This window comes from Stenotrophomonas sp. 05N423 (assembly GCF_056397145.1).
This window is the reverse complement of sequence record NZ_JBFTMV010000005.1, coordinates 154,804-172,154: the sequence shown is the minus strand read 5'-3', so window position 1 is coordinate 172,154 and position 17,351 is coordinate 154,804. Positions and strand designations below refer to the sequence as shown.

At 67.5% G+C, this 17,351-nt stretch carries 13 protein-coding genes; 11 read left to right on the top strand and 2 right to left on the bottom strand.

The features are described from left to right. The first annotated feature begins 1 nt into the window (after position 1). From AC1DGW_RS10455 to AC1DGW_RS10440, 4 genes are all read left to right on the top strand, one after another. Positions 2-844 carry a response regulator gene (locus tag AC1DGW_RS10455; protein ID WP_478022517.1) on the top strand — a complete coding sequence of 281 codons (843 nt, stop codon included), beginning with the start codon at positions 2-4 and terminating at the stop codon, positions 842-844. Beyond that, positions 841-1,575, top strand: a complete 735-nt coding sequence (ung, locus tag AC1DGW_RS10450; protein ID WP_478022515.1) for a uracil-DNA glycosylase — start codon at positions 841-843, stop codon at positions 1,573-1,575. The genes AC1DGW_RS10455 and ung overlap by 4 nt, the downstream gene beginning before the upstream one ends. A 179-nt stretch (positions 1,576-1,754) precedes the next feature. Next, positions 1,755-2,630, top strand: a complete 876-nt coding sequence (gene rpoH, locus AC1DGW_RS10445) for an RNA polymerase sigma factor RpoH (protein ID WP_478022513.1) — start codon at positions 1,755-1,757, stop codon at positions 2,628-2,630. Positions 2,631-2,800: 170 nt separating this feature from the next. After that, positions 2,801-3,202 carry a GFA family protein gene (locus tag AC1DGW_RS10440; RefSeq protein WP_478022511.1) on the top strand — a complete coding sequence of 134 codons (402 nt, stop codon included), beginning with the start codon at positions 2,801-2,803 and terminating at the stop codon, positions 3,200-3,202. Between the two features lie 15 nt (positions 3,203-3,217). On the opposite strand, the gene AC1DGW_RS10435 is transcribed toward AC1DGW_RS10440, so the two are convergent. Continuing rightward, positions 3,218-4,513 (bottom strand): NAD(P)/FAD-dependent oxidoreductase, encoded by a 1,296-nt coding sequence (locus tag AC1DGW_RS10435; RefSeq protein WP_478022509.1) that lies wholly within the window; start codon positions 4,511-4,513, stop codon positions 3,218-3,220. Positions 4,514-4,634: 121 nt separating this feature from the next. Here AC1DGW_RS10435 and AC1DGW_RS10430 point away from each other — a divergent pair, with 121 nt between their 5' ends. Together AC1DGW_RS10430 and AC1DGW_RS10425 are read left to right on the top strand one after the other, a co-directional pair. Beyond that, the gene (locus tag AC1DGW_RS10430) at positions 4,635-5,411 is read left to right on the top strand and encodes an NYN domain-containing protein (protein WP_478022507.1); all 777 of its coding nucleotides are present in this window, start codon (positions 4,635-4,637) and stop codon (positions 5,409-5,411) included. A gap of 112 nt (positions 5,412-5,523) precedes the next feature. Then, the gene (locus AC1DGW_RS10425; RefSeq protein WP_478022505.1) at positions 5,524-6,144 is read left to right on the top strand and encodes a glutathione S-transferase family protein; all 621 of its coding nucleotides are present in this window, start codon (positions 5,524-5,526) and stop codon (positions 6,142-6,144) included. 162 nt (positions 6,145-6,306) lie between these two features. On the opposite strand, the gene AC1DGW_RS10420 is transcribed toward AC1DGW_RS10425, so the two are convergent. After that, positions 6,307-9,387, bottom strand: a complete 3,081-nt coding sequence (locus tag AC1DGW_RS10420; protein WP_478022503.1) for a TonB-dependent receptor — start codon at positions 9,385-9,387, stop codon at positions 6,307-6,309. Positions 9,388-10,158: 771 nt separating this feature from the next. Here AC1DGW_RS10420 and AC1DGW_RS10415 point away from each other — a divergent pair. From AC1DGW_RS10415 to AC1DGW_RS10395, 5 genes are read left to right on the top strand one after another with little or no spacing between them, the layout of a single operon-like run. Then, entirely contained in the window at positions 10,159-12,612 is a 2,454-nt protein-coding gene (locus tag AC1DGW_RS10415; RefSeq protein ID WP_478022501.1) for a GH92 family glycosyl hydrolase, read from the top strand. 49 nt (positions 12,613-12,661) lie between these two features. After that, entirely contained in the window at positions 12,662-13,723 is a 1,062-nt protein-coding gene (locus AC1DGW_RS10410; RefSeq protein WP_478022499.1) for a LacI family DNA-binding transcriptional regulator, read from the top strand. A gap of 34 nt (positions 13,724-13,757) precedes the next feature. Next, positions 13,758-15,065 carry a sugar MFS transporter gene (locus tag AC1DGW_RS10405; RefSeq protein WP_478022497.1) on the top strand — a complete coding sequence of 436 codons (1,308 nt, stop codon included), beginning with the start codon at positions 13,758-13,760 and terminating at the stop codon, positions 15,063-15,065. A 6-nt stretch (positions 15,066-15,071) separates the two neighbouring features. After that, on the top strand, positions 15,072-16,067 hold the full coding sequence (locus AC1DGW_RS10400) for a carbohydrate kinase family protein (protein WP_478022495.1): 996 nt from the start codon (positions 15,072-15,074) through the stop codon (positions 16,065-16,067). Continuing rightward, the gene (locus AC1DGW_RS10395) at positions 16,064-17,308 is read left to right on the top strand and encodes an AGE family epimerase/isomerase (RefSeq protein WP_478022493.1); all 1,245 of its coding nucleotides are present in this window, start codon (positions 16,064-16,066) and stop codon (positions 17,306-17,308) included. The genes AC1DGW_RS10400 and AC1DGW_RS10395 overlap by 4 nt, the downstream gene beginning before the upstream one ends. The last annotated feature ends 43 nt before the right edge of the window (positions 17,309-17,351 follow it).

Below are 17,351 nucleotides of genomic sequence, written 5' to 3'. Positions count from 1 at the left end.
CATGTCCACGCACGAACTCAAGCATCTGATCAGCGACGCCCCCCGGGTGATGGTGGTCGATGGCTCCAAACTGGTGCGCAAGCTGATCTCCGACGTGCTGCAGCGCGAGCTGCCGGACGTGGAGGTGGTGGGCTGTGCCGGTCTCGACGAGGCGCGCAAGGCACTGGAAGCCGGGCCGGTGCATCTGGTCACCACGTCGCTGGCCTTGCCCGACGGCGATGGCCTGGCGCTGGCGCGCAGCGTGCGCGAGGCGGCCGGGCAGGCCTATGTGCCGGTGATCGTGGTATCCGGCGATGCGCAACGCCACCTGGAGCAGCGCCGCTTCAACGAATTCGTCACCGATTATTTCGACAAGGCGCTGGGCCACGAGGCGCTGGCGACCTTCATCCGCGGTTACGTGCAGCCCGAGCCGGTGCCCGGCGCGACCGTGCTGTATGTCGAGGACAGCCGGGTGGTGGCCGAGGCCACCAAGCGCATGCTCGAGCGCCACGACCTGCACGTGGTGCACGTGCTTACCGCCGAGGACGCGTTCTCGCTGCTCACCGCCGAATCGCTGGGCCGCACCACGCGGCGCATCGACCTGGTGCTGACCGACGTCACCCTCAAGGGTGAGCTCAATGGCCGCGATGTGGTCGAGCGCGTGCGCATCGACTTCGGCTACGGCAAGCGTCGCCTGCCGGTGCTGGTGATGACCGGCGACAGCAACCCGCACAACCAGTCCGCGCTGCTGCAGGCTGGCGCCAACGACCTGGTGCAGAAGCCGATCGAAGAGCGCCTGCTGGTGACCAAGGTGCTGTTCCAGCTGCGCCTGACCCGGCTGGCGCAGCCGGCGGTGGTGTTGTGAACGCAGCGCCGAACATCCAGCTCGAACCGAGCTGGAAGGCGCATATCGGCGATTGGCTGCTGCGACCGGAAATGCGCGAATTGTCGGCCTTCCTGCGCCAGCGCAAGGCCGCCGGCGCGCGGGTGTTCCCGCCGGGGCCGCAGATATTCGCCGCGTTCGATGCCACGCCGTTCGAGCAGGTGAAGGTGGTGGTGCTCGGCCAGGACCCATACCACGGCTTTGGCCAGGCGCACGGCCTGTGCTTCTCGGTGATGCCCGGCGTGCCGGTGCCGCCGTCGCTGTTGAACATCTACAAGGAGCTGGAGGACGACGGCAACGTCGTTTCGCCCTTCCGCCGCCCGGACCACGGCTGCCTGCTGCCCTGGGCATGGCAGGGCGTGCTGCTGCTCAATGCCGTGCTGACGGTCGAGGAAGGCCGCGCCGGCGCCCATCAGGGCAAGGGCTGGGAGGGTTTCACCGACCACGTGGTCGATGTGCTCAATCGCGAGCGCGAAGGGCTGGTGTTCCTGCTCTGGGGCAGCTACGCGCAGGCCAAGGGCAAGGTCATCGACACCCGCCGCCACCGCGTGCTGAAGGCGCCGCACCCCTCGCCACTGTCGGCCCACCGCGGCTTCCTCGGCTGCCGGCATTTCTCCCAGGCCAACGAGTACCTGGCCCGCCGCGGACAGGCGCCGATCGACTGGCGCCTGCCGCCCCGCGCGGAGCTGGAAACCCGGCTCGCCGGCGGCTGAACGCTCCGGTGTCCTGTCATACGGCGGTGACAGGCTTCCTGCTAGGCTGCGCAGGCTCCCCATTGATCCAGACGGGGAGGCATCAAGGTGTTTCCGGGGCTGTTTGGCTACGAATCTGGAACGCTGGAACTTTTTCTGTACCGAGCAGTCCAATAGTTCGACTGCTAAGATGAGGTCCTATGAGCCCGAACACCTCTACTGCCCTTGTGGCGAACAATCTTCCGATTCCCAGCGCGCTGGGTTCGCTGGATGCCTACATCGGTGCCGTGCACCAGATCCCGGTGCTGTCGGTCGATGAGGAACAGGAACTGGCACGCCGTTTCCGCGACGGACAGGATCTGGATGCCGCGCGCGAGCTGGTGCATTCGCACCTGCGCTTCGTCGTGCACGTGGCTCGCGGCTACAACGGCTACGGCCTGCAGCTGGGCGACCTGATCCAGGAAGGCAACATTGGCCTGATGAAGGCGGTCAAGCGCTTCGACCCTGACATGGGCGTGCGCCTGGTGTCCTTCGCGGTGCACTGGATCCGTGCCGAGATGCACGAGTTCATCCTCAAAAATTGGCGCATCGTCAAGGTCGCCACGACCAAGGCGCAGCGCAAGTTGTTCTTCAACCTGCGCAAGTCCAAGACGCGCCTGGGCTGGATGAACGCCGCCGAGGTCAGCGCGGTGGCCAGGGATCTGAACGTCTCCGAGCGCGAGGTGATGGAGATGGAGTCGCGCCTGTCCGGCCGTGACGTCGGCTTCGACGCCCCGGCGGACGAGGGCGACGATCACGCGCCGCCGTCGCCGGCTGCGTACCTGGTCGCGCGCGACGAGGATCCGTCGCAGGCCTACGAGCGCGAGGACAGCGAGGAGAACCAGATGCAGCTGCTGCGCGAGGGCCTGGCCAACCTGGACCAGCGTTCGCGCGACATCATCGCCCGCCGCTGGCTGGACGCCGACAGCAAGGTGACGCTGCAGGAACTGGCCGACGAGTATGGCGTGTCGGCCGAGCGCATCCGCCAGATCGAGGCCAACGCGCTGAAGAAGATGAAGGCGCTGTTCGCCGCCTGATCGTCCGGCGGTTCGACGACACACGAAAAGCCCGGGGAAACCCGGGCTTTTCCGTTGCGTGGTGCCGTTGCCGCGCTGCCCATCGTCCTGCCGGAATCGCGACGGGAGTCGCGCCCGTTTCGTCGCGGCGGTGTAGATTCGCGCTTCCGCATCCACGAACGGAGACGACGATGAAGGGAAACTGCCTGTGCGGCGCGATCGAAGTAACGGCCAACGACGCACGCGAAATCGGGCTGTGCCATTGCAGCATGTGCCGGCAATGGACCGGCGGGCCATTCTTCGCGGTGCATTGTGACGACAAGGTGCGATTCGACGGCAGCGCACTGAAGACCTTCCGTTCGTCGGAATGGGCCGAGCGTGCGTTCTGCGGTACGTGCGGCAGCACGCTTTACTACCGGCTGGTGCCTGACGGCGAATACTACGTGTCGGCCGGCCTGTTCCAGGACCATGACTTCACGTTGGCCAGCCAGATCTTCATCGACGAGAAACCGGCCTTCTACGAGCTGGCCAACGACACCGAGACGCTTACCGGGCAGCAGGTGTTCGAGCGCTTCGCGCCCGGCGACGCCTGACGCCGGTGGCGGCGTTCACTCGCGAGGTGGCGATCCGCCATCGCGCGGCTCGCTGTCGGCATCGCCGAAGATGATGCGCGCGCTGCGCTGGTAGCTCCAGTAGGCGACCGCCCAGTTGAGCAGCACCACCAGGCGGTTGCGGAAGCCGATCAGGAAGAACACGTGCGCAGCCAGCCAGAACCACCAGGCGGGCAGGCCGGAGAGTTTCAGGCGGCCCATGTGCACGATGGCGGCCATGCGCCCGATGGTGGCGAGGTTGCCCTGGTCGCGATAGCGGAAGGGCGGCGGTGCGGGACGTTGTTGCAGCCGTGCCCGGATCATTTCGGCCACATACCTGCCCATCTGTTTGGCCGCGGGCGCAACGCCCGGCACCGGGCGGCCATCGGCCTGCGTCAATGCGGCCAGATCGCCGGCGACGAAGATGTCCGGATGGCCGGGCACGGTGAGGTCCGGCTGCACCTGCACGCGGCCGGCGCGGTCCAGCGGCGTATCCAGCGTGCGCGCCAGCGGCGAGGCGGCGACACCGGCGGCCCAGATCACCGTGCGGGCGGCGATGAAGTCCTCGCCCAGGCGGAAGCCCTGTGCGTCGATGGCGGTCACCGGGATGCCGGTACGCACTTCCACGCCGAGCCGTTCCAGCTGCCGGCGGGCCTTGAGCGACAGCACTTCCGGAAAGCTGGACAGCACCCGCGGGCCGGCTTCGACCAGGCGCACCTTCGCCGAGGCCGGATCGATATGGCGGAATTCGTTGCGCAGGGTGTGGCGCGCGATCTCGGCCAGGGTGCCGGCCAGCTCGACGCCGGTGGGGCCGCCGCCGACGATGGCGAAGCTGAGCCAGGCGGCCCTTTTCGCCGGGTCCTGTTCGGCTTCGGCCTTCTCGAACGCCAGCAGCAGCCGGCGCCGCAGGGCCAGTGCGTCGTCCAGCGTCTTCAGGCCCGGCGCATGCGGCGCCCACTGGTCGTTACCGAAATAGGCGTGGGTGGCGCCGCTGGCCACCAGCAGCAGGTCGTAATCGAGCGTGCCGCTGTCGCGCAGCCGCACCTGGCGGTTCTGCTTGTCGATGCCGTCCACTTCGCCGAGCTGGACCTCGACGTTGCGCTGGTGGCCGAGGATGTGCCGCAGCGGCGCGGCGATGTCCGGCGCCGACAGGCCGGCGGTGGCGACCTGGTACAGCAGCGGCTGGAACAGGTGGTGGTTGCGGCGGTCGATCAGGGTGATGCGCAGCTTCGTCCTGGCGAGGGCGCGGGTGGCCCAGAGGCCGGCGAAGCCGCCGCCGATGATCAGCAGGCGGGGAGGGCGGTCGTGGGGCATGCGGTACTCCGGTGGGGGCCGGTGGAAGGCGTGACAACCGGCCACCATCTTCGCACGGGGTACGCACGGTCATGTCGATGATCGATACTGGAACCCAGCCGAGTGCCATGGAGAGAACGTCATGTCCGATCCCGAGAAGCGCATCGCCCTGCTGATCGACGCCGACAACGCGCCGGCGGCGAAGATCGACGAAGTGCTGGCCGAGGTGGCGCGCTTCGGCGTGGCCAACGTGCGCCGCGCCTACGGCAACTGGAAGAGCCCGCGCCTGAAGGGCTGGGAATCGGTGCTGCACGAGTATGCGATCCGGCCGATCCAGCAGTTCGCCTATTCCAAGGGCAAGAACGCTTCGGACATGGCGATGGTGATCGACGCGATGGACCTGCTCTACGCGCGCAATCTGGATGGCTTCGCCATCGTCTCCAGCGACGCCGATTTTACGCCGCTGGTGATGCGCCTGCTGACCGACGGGGTGAAGGTCTATGGCTTCGGTGAAAAGAAGACGCCCGATCCCTTCGTCAACGCCTGCTCGAAGTTCACCTATCTGGAGGCGCTGGGCCAGTCGCATGCCAGCGCGCCCGAGGTCGGCCCGGATGCGGGCGACGAAGCGCGGCCGCGCAAGAGCGGCGCCGAACTGCGTGGCGACACGAGGCTGGTGAAGATGCTGCGCCGGGCGGTCGCGGCGGCCGAGGGCGAGGACGGCTGGTCGCACCTGGGGCCGGTCGGCAGCCAGATCGGCAACCAGGCGTCGTTCGATCCACGCAATTACGGTTACGGCAAGCTCAGCGACCTGCTCGCGGCGATCGGCCTGTTCGAGCTGAAGAAGGACGGCAAGTCGTCCTATGTGCGTGCGCTGCCGAAGAAGGCTGCCGCCAAGACCGGGAAGCCGGGCGCGGCATGATGATGGGCGGGCTTCGGCGCCGGGACGGCGGAGCGTCGTTCCCGCCTTTGCCGACACGTGAACGCGCGTGGCGTATCGTGCAGGCCTCGCAACGGCCACAACGGGAACCGGGATGCTGAAGATCTGGGGACGCCGCAATTCGAGCAACGTGCGCAAGGTGCTGTGGTGCGCCGAGGAGATCGGCCTGCCTTATGAGTCGATCGAGGTGGGCGGCGCCTTCGGCGGCACGCAGACGCCGGAGTACCGGGAGATGAATCCCAACGGGCTGGTACCGGTGATCGAGGATCACGGCCTGCCGGTATGGGAGTCCAACGCCATCGTCCGCTACCTGTCGGCGCGTTATGCGCTGGGGACGCTGTACCCGGAAGATCCGGTGCGACGCGCGCAGAGCGAGAAGTGGATGGACTGGACCATATCGAGCTTTGCCGTTGCTTTCCGCGACCTGTTCTGGGGCGTGGTGCGTACCGCACCGGCTGATCGCGACGCCGCACGCATCGATGCGTCGCTGGTGCGGTGCGGCGAGCTCATGGCGCTGGCGGATGCCGAACTGGCGCGGCAACCGTGGCTGTCCGGCGAGGCATTCGCGATGGGCGATATCCCGCTGGGCGCGTTCGCCTATGCCTGGTTCGAGATGCCCATCCAGCGCCCGGACCTGCCGCATCTGGCAGGTTGGTATGCACGCCTGCAGCAGCGCCCGGCCTACCGGAAGGGCGTGATGACGCCGCTGACCTGAGGGTTGCTGGAATGCGGTGGATGCAAGGCTTGCACCGCTTGATGCATTCCCGGTGAAGCCCATGCGGGGCACGCCCCGCATCTACAAGGCCGGTCCACACAAACAACGACAGCCGCCTGTACCAGCGCGGCTGTCGCTGTGAGCTGCCCCGAGGGGCAGTGATCAGAACTTCCAGTTCAGGCCGAGGTAGACGACACGACCGGCATAGCTGTTGGAGTAGAAGCGGGCCTTGGTGTCGTTGCCCAGATGGGTGCGCGTCTCTTCCTTGGTCAGATTCAACACCGAAGCGCTCAGGCTGAGGGCGGGGGTGATGTTGTAGGCGGCGTTGAGGTCGATCTGCTGGTAAGGCTCCTCGTAGAGGTTCAGGCCACTGACCAGGCCCTGCACCACTTCACCGCGACGGTTCCACGAGGCGCGCAGCAGCAGCTTCTCCACTTCATAGAACACGGTGAAGTTGGCCTGGTTCTTGGCGCTGCCGACCAGCGGCGACTTGCCGATCTCGGTGCCGTCCTCCAGGGTGATGGCCGCTTCGTTGGTGTCGTTCCAGGTGTAGTTCGCCTGGAAGCCCAGACCGAAATCCAGCGTGTGCTGGGCATAGAGCTCCAGACCCTGCGAAACCGCGTCGCGACCGCCAGCCGTGGTCGAGTAGTTCTGCACGACCACCGTCTGGCCGCCGACGTTCTGTGTCACGTCCTGCACCACCGGCACGGAGAAGTTGCTGGCGTCCTTGCGGAACAGGTCCAGGCCCACCACCGAACCCGGATGGAAGTACCACTCCAGGCCGATGTCGTACTGGGTGGCCTTGTAGGCTTCCAGGTTCTTGTTGCTGCCCGAGCCGTACCAGCCCTGTTCGCCGGCACCGCCCGTGAGGCGGCGGTCGTTGACGTATTCGGGGCTGAAATATTCCAGGCTGCCCGGGGAGGCGATGTTGCCGTAGCTCGGACGCGCGATCACCTTGGAGGCCGCCGCGCGCAGCAACAGGTTCTCGCTCAGGTCATAGGCCAGGTTGAGGCTCGGCAGTACGTCGATGTAGCTGCGGTCCAGGCCGCTGACCGCGAACGATTCGCTGCGCTGCTGGTCGTCCGAGAGCCTCCAATAGCCTTCGCTGCCGCAATAGGTATCGGCGGGTGCGCTGCCGGGTACCGGGTCGGTCTTCTGACAGGCCAGCGGGTTGCCGTTGGCGTCGTCGAAGAAGTAGTCGTTGTAGGAGGTGACCTTGTCGGTGGAATCGGCGTGCTGGCGGGTGCTGACCAGGCGCACGCCGACGTTGCCGCGCAGGCGCTCGGTGCGGAAGTTGGCCTGCAGGTAGGTGGAGTAGATTTTTTCGTCCACGTTGTAGACGAAATTGTCCTCGTTGCGGGTCTGCATCGGCCCGTAGGTCTTGTTCAGGTAGGCGATGTAGGCCGGGTAGTTGATGGCCGGGAACGCGCTGGCGTTGATGCCGCCGGCCAGGTTGCCCATGCCGTAGATGAAGTCGGGCGAGAACTGCTGGGCGAGGTCGTTGCAGCGGCCGTTCCAGTAGCGGTTGCCGTAGTCGGCCGGGTCGCTGCCCGGGCAGGCCCAGTAGCTGTTGCCGGTGCTGCGGTGGATGCCGCCGTCACGGTACTTGACGCCGAATTGCAGCGATTCGAGGAAGCCGGCGTCGTTGTGCCAGGTGGTATCGATCTGGGCGTACTTCTGCTCGGTGGTGTTGCGGGTCCACGACGAACCGGTCGAGCCGAGGTCGACCTGCAGGATGCCGTTCTTCAGGTTCTGCATCAGTTCCGGCGAGAACGCCATCGACGGCGTGCCGGTCAGGTTCCAGGAACTGGCGAGGTTGCCCAGATTCCAGCTGCCGTCCGCATTCTGGCTGCGCGGCTTGAGCGGCACCGAGAACTGCAGCGAAGGGCCGCCCTTGGCCCAGGTGCGCCCGCCCTTGAAGGCGATGTCGACCGACTCGCCCTGCCATTCGGCGGAGAAGTCGGCGGTCTGCGACAGCGCCTTTTCCAGGTTGTAGCTGCCGGTGATCTGCGGGGTCGGCACGGTGCAGTCGTCCGAGCCCCAGCCGCCGGGCGCCATGCCGGCGGCGGCGGCTTCGCCCTCGCTGCAGTAATAGGCCTTGCCCGGGTGCCGGCTGTAATCGGCGCCGGTAACGATGGTGCCGCTCGGGTCCATGGTCAGCCCGTCGAGCAGGCGTCCGCCGGCCCAGTTGCCGTCGCCCCAGTAGCGGGCGATGTTCCATTCCGGCACCTTGATGGTGTGGGTCTGGGAGTTCTGCGACAGGTCGAAGCGGAAGTAGTTCGCGGTCAGGGTCAGGTTGTCCAGCGGCTTGAACTGCAGGGTCAGCTGGCCGCCCTTGCGCTCGCGCTCCTCTTCCTTGACGTCGAGGTTCACCGAGGTCGGCATCATGAAGCCGGTGTAGTACTTGCCGCTCTGGTCGTAGAAGCCGGTGCCGCCCCACCAGTTGGAATTGAACTTCGAGGGATTGCCGTTGACGTCGACCGCGGTGCCGCCTTCGTCGCGGCCATACCACTGCCAGCTTTCGGTGCTGGCGCCCATGGTGCGGGTGGTGCGCTTCTGGTCGGTATAGCCGACGAATACGCCGAAGCGCTCGTCCTTGTCGTGCCATGCGTACGAGGCGGAGAGCTGGCCGTCGGTCTTCCTGGTGGTGTCGGCCCAGGTGCCTTCGGCAGAGACGAAACCGGTGTTGGATTCCATGTCCAGCGGGCGGCGCGTGTGCAGGATCACCGTGCCGCCGATGCCACCTTCGTCGATGCGCGCTTCCGGCGACTTGAACAGCTCGGCGCTGCCCAGCATGTTCGACGGCAGCAGCGTGTAGTTGAACGAACGGGTCGGGTCGCCGTTGGATTCGGCGGTGGCGATGTAATTGCCGTTCAACTCGGTCAGGGTCAGTTCCGAGGACAGGCCGCGCACGCTGACGTTCTTACCTTCGCCGCCGCTGCGGGTGATGATCACGCCCGGCACGCGCTGCAGCGCGTCGGCCACGTTCTTGTCGGGGAACTTGCCGACGTCCTCGGCGGTGATGACTTCCACCACTGCATTGGCGTCGCGTTTCTGCTGCAGGCTCTTCTCGATGGCGTAGCGGTAACCGGTGACGGTGACGGCATCGAGGGTGGTCGCATCGGGCGACGACGTGGCCGCCTGCTGGGCGAAGGCGCTGACCGGCAGGGCCGCGGTGGCCAGTGCGATGGCGATGGCGCCGGACAACGAGCTCCGGGTGTGCGTGCGTGATTTCTGTTTCATTCCACTCTCTCCCTCTCCTGGATTGAATTTGGTCGCGGGTACGAAAGGACTTGAATCGATCTAAGTTCTGAAGCCGGATACCCCCGGTGGAACCGGAGGCGTTTCGTGCATGGATCGAGCAACGGACCGGGTCCATTTCCCCTGTTCGCAGGCAGTCGCCAGCCGATCTCTATTTGGATCGATCTAAACGAATGACGCGGATTTTTTAGCACAGCGTCACCGTCGGTGCATGTTGCTGCGCAATAAATCGAGGGCATGACGGGAAGCGTCGCGATCCATGCCCAGGCCTCGAAAGAGGCTTGCGCCGATGCCGATGCCGATGTGGGCGGCGGCGACGTATAGCCGGCGGGAGGAGGGCCCGGTACCGCAATGGCCCTCACACCATGCCGGCGCCTGTTCCAGATGCCAGGAACCGGGTTGATGCTGCGGCGCAGAATGCAGGTCGGGGAAGTGCCATGGTTTACTTGAATCGATCTAAATTCAGCACGTGTCCCATTTGGAACGATGGAAGGCCTGGTGATCGCCTGGCTGTGGACCTTGTCCGCAGCGGTGGGTCGCCCGGTCAAAGGGGAGAGCACCATGACCGAATCGAATCGCCGGTTTCCACCCGTCTGCATGCCGCCCCCGGCGGCACGGGCCGGGCGCCACCCACCTGTTTCCTGATCCCGGCACTCTCTCCCCATCCCGTACGGGATGGGCCGGGCATCACCGGTCCGGCTCCGGCCGGACCACCCTATCCACGTACCGACATCGACCCTGAGGAACCACCGCATGCGCCGATCGCCGTCTCCCGCTCCCCGCCACCGTTCCGCCGCGGGGCTCGCCTGCCTGCTGGCGCTGGCCTTCGTCCCGTCGCTCCCGGCCGCACCGCTTGCGCTGGAGCGCGAGGTCAATACCTTCATCGGCAGCAAGGACGACGGCAACACCTTCCCGGGCGCGTCGGCGCCGTTCGGCCTGATCCAGGTCAGTCCGATCGGCAGTCACTACTCGGGCTGGCGCTACGACGACGAGAAGATCCGCGGCTTCGGCCATTCGTTCGTGTCCGGCGCCGGCTGCTGGGAGCAGGGCGGGCAGGTGTCGGTGCTGCCGGTCACCGGCAGCATCGGCCCGGGTGGTGACTTCGACACCGCCGATGCCAAACGCTTCGACCACAAGCGCTACGCCTCGGCCTACAGCCATGACGGCGAAGTGGGGCAGGCCGGCTACTACAAGGTGCGCCTGACCGACTACGGCGGCATCGACGTGGAAGCCACCGCGCGTACCCGCGCCGCCGCCGAGCGCTACACCTTCAGCGCCGGCAGCGGGCTGGGCCACTTGCTGGTCAACCTCGGCCAGGCCAACGAACGCCATTCGGTGATCGGCAGTGTGATCGACGTGGTCGGCGACCGTGCGGTGGAAGGCAAGCTGGTCACCAAGAGTTTCTGCGGTGGCCACCAGTACACCACCTGGTTCCGCATCGAGTTCGACCGCCCGTTCAAGGTCTTCGGCACCTGGGGCGAGCAGGGTGGCCTGCCGAGCGCGCGCCACAGCATGGAGGGCGAGCTCAAGCCCAACGGTGCATGGCTGAGCTTCGACCTGGCCGACGGCAGGGCCGTCACCGCCACCAGCGCGATCTCGCATGTCGACGCCGAGGGCGCGCGCAACAACCTGCGCGCTGACGGCATGAACGGCGACGCCCTGCTCGGCTTCGACCGCATGCACGAACTGGTGCGGCAGGACTGGCGCAGGGAGCTGGCCGGCGTGCAGGTCGAGGGCGGCGATGCCGACGACCGCACCGTGCTGTACACCGCGCTTTACCACGCGCTGCTGCAGCCGATGACCGGCAGCGACGCCGATGGCCGCTACCGCGGCTACGACGACGCCATCCACCGCGCCGACGGCTGGACCTACTACGAGTACTTCTCGCTGTGGGACACCTACCGCGCGCAGAACCAATGGCTGGCGTTGACCAAACCGGACGTGGCGCGCGACATCGGCCGCACCCTGCTGGCGATCGACGCGCAGGGCGGCTGGCTGCCGCGCTGGGGCTACGCCAACTTCGAGACCAACATCATGACCGGCGACCCGGTCACGCCGTTCCTGGTCGACCTGTGGCGCTTCGGCGCGCTGGCCGGCCGCGAGGGCGAGGCCTGGGCGGCGCTGCGCCGCAATGCCTTCGGCATGCCGCCGCTGAATTCGCGCGCTGCCGGCCGCTCCGGCAACGCCAGCTACCTGCGCGACGGCTACGTGATCTACGACCGCGCGTTCCCCTCCAAGGGCATGGACGTGGATCCGCACCACGGCGGTTCGGCCACGCTGGAATACGCGCTGGCCGACTGCGCGCTGGCGCAGATGGCCGATGGCCTTGGCCATGCCGACGACGCGGCGGTGCTGCGCGAGCGCGGCCGCAACTGGCACAAGGTGTGGGACCCGCAGGTGCGCGATGCCGAAACAGGCTTCAGCGGCTTCCCGCGTCCGCGCGACGAGAACGGCAAGTGGTACACGCCGGCCGACGGCCACTACAGCCCGCGCTCGGAGCATGGCTTCCATGAGGGCACTGCCTGGCAGTACCAGTGGCTGGCGCAGCAGGACGTGCCGGGCCTGGTGACGGCGATGCACGGCCGCGAGCAGGCCGGGCGCCGGCTGGACGCATTCTTCGCCTACGACGCGCTGGCGCAGGCACCGCTGACTGCCGCGCGCAAGGAGTGGGTGGTCGGCCCGTACAGCTACTACAACCAGTACCGCTACAACCCGAACAACGAGCCGGATCTGCATTCGCCGTGGATGTACACGCTGATCGGCCAGCCGTGGAAGACCGCCACCGTGGTGCGTGCCGCGCAGCAGCTGTTCACCAACGCGCCAAACGGCGTCACCGGCAACGACGACCTGGGCACGATGTCGGCGTGGTACCTGTTCAGCGCGTTGGGCCTGTACCCGGCGGTGCCGGGCAGTGGCCAGTTCCTGCTGCATGCGCCGCGTTTCGCCAAGGCCGAGATCGCGCTGGGCAATGGCCGCACGCTGCGCCTGCAGGCGCCGGGCGCCGATGGCCGCAGCCTGCAGTACATCCAGGGCGTGCAGGTCGACGGCAAGCCGCAGCGCGCGGTGTGGCTGGACTGGGCGCAGCTGCACAAGGGCGGCACGATCCGCTACGCGCTGACCCGGCAGGCGCCGGAGCAGGGCTGGGGCACGGCGGTGGCCGATCTGCCGGTGTCGTACTGCGCCACGCCGGGCAGCACGATGGAATGAGCGGCGGGCTGCCATAAGCTGTGACGTTTCCGCCCACTCCCGAGCGACGATGAGCAACGACACCACCACCACCGGAAAATCCACGCGCAGGGCCGGCAAGCGCGCGGTCACCGTCACCGACATCGCCCAGGCCGTGGGCGTGTCGCGGGCGACCGTGTCGCTGGTGCTGCGTGGCAGCCCGCTGGTCAACGTGGATACCCGCGCCAGGGTCGAGGCCGAACTGCGCCGCCAGCGCTATGTGTACAACCGCACCGCGGCCAACCTGCGCCGGCGCACCTCCTCGTCGATCGCGCTGGTGATCAACGACCTGTCCAACCCGTTCTTCGCCGAATTCGCATCCGGCGTGGACGAGGCGCTGGGCGGGAAGGGCTATGTGACCCTGCTCGGCAGCACCGGCGAATCGCCGGAGCGGCAGCAGGCGGTGCTGAGCACCCTGATGGAGCACACGCCGACCGGTTTCATCCTGTCGCCGGCCGAAGGCAGCGACGCCGCGCAGCTGCGCCAGGTGCTTGGCGCGCACGCCAACGTGCTGCTGTTCAACCGCGAACTGCCCGGTGCCGACTGGGATTTCCTGACCATGGACAACCAGCAGGGCGCCTATCTGGCTACCCGCCACCTGATCGAGCGCGGCCACCGCGACATCGCCTTCTTCGGCGGCCACGCTGCGTCCAGTTCCTGCCACCAGCGTCGCGCCGGCTACCAGCAGGCGCTGGCCGAAGCGGGCCTGCCGGTGCGTCCGCAATGGATGATCGAGTCGGCGCCCAACCGCCTGGAAGCGGCCGCGCGTACCGGCGAGCTGTTCGTCGACGGCGGGCGTCCGAGCGCCGCGGTCTGTTACAACGACACCGTCGCGCTGGGCCTGATGCTGGGCCTGACCTCACGCGGCATCCGTCCCGGCGGCGATTTCGCCGTCACCGGCTTCGACGACATTTCCGAAGCGTCGGTGGCGGTGCCGCCGTTGACCACGCTGATCGCCGATCCGCGCGAGCGCGGGCGCCAGGCCGCCGCCCTGCTGCTGCAGCGGCTGGACGACCCCGATGCGCCGCCGATGCGCACGGTTGCACCAGTGCAGCTGCGCATCCGCGAAAGCAGCGCGGCGCGCCCTACCTGATTCCTTCCGACACCACCGCATCCCGAGGCGCGCCATGCCGATCCCATCCACGCCCCTGTCAACGCCCGCATCCTCCACATCGGTGGTCACGCCGCGCGTCGCGTTGGCGGTAGCCACCACGCTGTTCTTCATGTGGGGCTTCCTGACCAGCCTCAACGACGTGCTGATCCCGCATCTGAAGGCGGTGTTCGAGCTGAACTACGCGCGGGCGATGCTGGTGCAGTTCACCTTCTTCGGCGCGTACTTCCTGATGTCGCTGCCGGCAGGCCGGCTGGTCGCGCACCTGGGCTACAAGAAGGGCATCATCGCCGGCCTGCTGATCGCCGGTATCGGCGCACTCGGGTTCTGGCCGTCGGCGGCGTTGCGCACCTACGAAGCGTTCCTGGCATCGCTGTTCGTGCTGGCCACCGGCATCACCGTGCTGCAGGTGGCGGCCAACCCGTATGTGGCGTTGCTGGGGCCGGAGCAGACCGCGTCCAGCCGCCTGACCCTGGCGCAGGCGCTGAACTCGCTGGGTACCACGTTGGCGCCGCTGTTCGGCGGCTTCCTGATCCTCAGCACCACGGTCAAGAGCAGCGAGCAGATCGACGCGCTGCCGGTGGCCGAGCAGATCGCCTACCGCGCGGCCGAAGCGCAGTCGGTGCAGGGGCCGTACGTCGGCCTGGCGATCGCGCTGGCGCTGCTGGCGGTGTTCGTCTGCCTGTTCCGCCTGCCCAGCCTGACCGAGACCACCGAAAAGGCCGACACGAGCCATCACACCCTGCTGGACGCGCTGCGGCATCCCCACGTGCTGTTCGGCGTGCTGGCGATCTTCTTCTACGTCGGCGCCGAGGTATCCATCGGCAGCCTGATGGTGAACTACCTGGCGCTGCCGGACATCGGCGGCATGAGCGAACAGCAGGCCACCAACTACGTGTCCGCCTACTGGGGCTGCGCGATGGTCGGGCGTTTCGCCGGCTCGTGGCTGCTGGCGCAGTACCCGCCGCGGCGCCTGTTGGCCGGCTTCGCGCTGGCCAATGTGATCCTGCTGGGCGTGACGCTGGCGGCCAGCGGCAAGGTCGCCATGTACGGCATCGTCGCCACGGGCCTGTTCAATTCGATCATGTTCCCGACCATCTTCTCGCTCGCCATCGAGCGCCTGGGGCCGCTGACCAACAAGGCGTCGAGCCTGTTGATCATGGCCATCGTCGGCGGCGCGGTGATCCCCCTGCTGCAGGGCCTGCTCGCCGACCGCATCGGGCTGCACCTGAGCTTCGCGCTGCCGGTGGCGTGCTACCTCTACATCATTTTCTACGGCCTGGTCGGTTCGCGACCGCAGGCCGGCAACGGCCAGGGAGGCTGAGGCCAGATGGGCAAGATCGTTTGTTTCGGTGAGATTTTGATCGATCTACTGGCGCAGCCGCCGGCGACGCCGGAAACGCCGCGCGCCTTCCTGCAGTACGCCGGCGGAGCGCCGGCCAATGTCGCGGTGGCGGCGGCGCGGCTCGGTGCGCGCAGCCACTTCGCCGGCATGCTTGGCCGGGACATGTTCGGCGATTTCCTTGCCGACAGCCTGGCCGAGGCCGGCGTGCTCACCGACTGCATCGTCCGCACCGACGCGGCCAAGACCGCGCTGGCCTTCGTCGCGCTGGATGCCGGCGGCGAGCGTAGTTTCAGCTTCTATCGCCCGCCGGCCGCCGACCTGCTGTTCCGCGAAGAGCACTTCCATCCGGCCTGCTTTGACGGTACCGGCTGCTTCCACGTCTGTTCCAACAGCCTGACCGAGCCGGACATCGCTGCGGCGACCTTCGCCGGCATGGACCGCGCGCGCGCCGCTGGCGCGGTGGTCAGCCTCGACCTCAACCTGCGCCCGGCGCTGTGGCCGCAGGAGGTCGATCCGACGCCGTGGCTGTGGCAGGCGCTGGAGCGCGCCGATCTGGTCAAGCTGTCGCGCGAGGAGCTCGACTACCTGGCCGCACCGCTCGGCGACGAGGGCGAGGCGCAGGTGCTGCGGCGCCTGCTCGGCGCGCAGGCGCGCTGGGTGATCGTCACCGATGGCGCCGCGCCGCTGCGCTGGCTGACCCGCGACGCCCGGGGCGAAGTGCCCAGCTTCCGCGTGCCGACCGTCGATACCACGGCGGCCGGCGATGCCTTCGTCGGCGGCGTGCTGTACGGCCTGGCCGAACGCGGCGGTACCGGCGCCGCGTTCGACGCGTTCTGCCACGACCACGAGGCGATCACCGCCACCCTGCGTTTCGCCGCGGCGGTCGGTGCGCTGGCGGTCACCCGCAAGGGCGCCTTCGCCGCCATGCCAGGACTCGAAGAAGTGCAGCAGCTGCTGCAGCAACAGGACGCCATCGCATGAACATCACCGCTTCCGATTTCCGCTCCCCGGCCTTCCTGCGCGCGCACATCGCCGACACCATGGCCTTCTACCACCCGCATTGCATCGACCCGGCCGGGGGGTTCTTCCACTACTACAAGGACGACGGCACGGTCTACGACGCCCGCCACCGTCACCTGGTCAGCAGCACCCGCTTCATCTTCAACTACGCCATGGCATACCGAGAATTCGGCAACGCCGAGTACCTGGACGCGGTGAAGCATGGCGTGCGCTACCTGCGGGAGGTACACCGCAATCCGGTGACCGGCGGCTATGCCTGGACCCTGCGCGACGGCAAGGTCGAAGACGACATGAACCACTGCTACGGCGTGGCCTTCGTGCTGCTGGCCTACAGCTGCGCGCTCAAGGCCGGCATCGAGCAGGGGCGCGAATGGATGGACGAGACCTGGCAGCTGCTGGAAAAGCACTTCTGGGAGCCGCAACACGGCCTGTACCGCGACGAGGCCGATGCGCAGTGGAACTTCACCGGCTACCGCGGCCAGAACGCCAACATGCACATGTGCGAGGCGATGCTGGCCGCGTTCGAGGCCAGTGGCGAGCGCCGCTACCTGGAGCGCGCGCTGCAGCTGGCCGACAACATGACCCGTCGGCAGGCCGCCAAGGCGGGCGGACTGGTGTGGGAGCACTACGACGTCGACTGGAACATCGACTGGAACTACAACCTCGACAACCCGAAGCACCTGTTCCGTCCGTGGGGCTTCCAGCCCGGCCACCAGACCGAGTGGGCCAAGCTGCTGATGATCCTGGACCGCCATGTCGAGGCCGACTGGCTGGTGCCGACCGCGCGCCACCTGTTCGACAGTGCCGTCGCGCGTTCGTGGGACGCGGCGCGCGGCGGCCTGTACTACGGTTTCGCGCCGGAAGCGCGCCGGCAGCCAGGCATGGATGGCGCCGCCATCGGTGGTGACAGCTTCGTCTGCGACGACGACAAGTACTTCTGGGTGCAGGCCGAATCGCTGGCCGCCGCCGCGCTGCTTGCCAGGCGCACCGGTGACGATGCGTACTGGCAGTGGTACGAAAAGCTGTGGGCGTATTCGTGGGAACACCTCGTCGATCACACCTACGGCGCGTGGTTCCGCATCCTCGATGCGGACAACCGCAAGTACGACGACGAGAAGAGCCCGGCCGGCAAGACCGACTACCACACCATGGGCGCCTGCCACGAAGTGTTGAACGTGGTGCGCGAGGGCCAGCCGGGCTGAGGTCCGGCGACATCCGCGACGACGACGGCGGGAGAGCAATCAT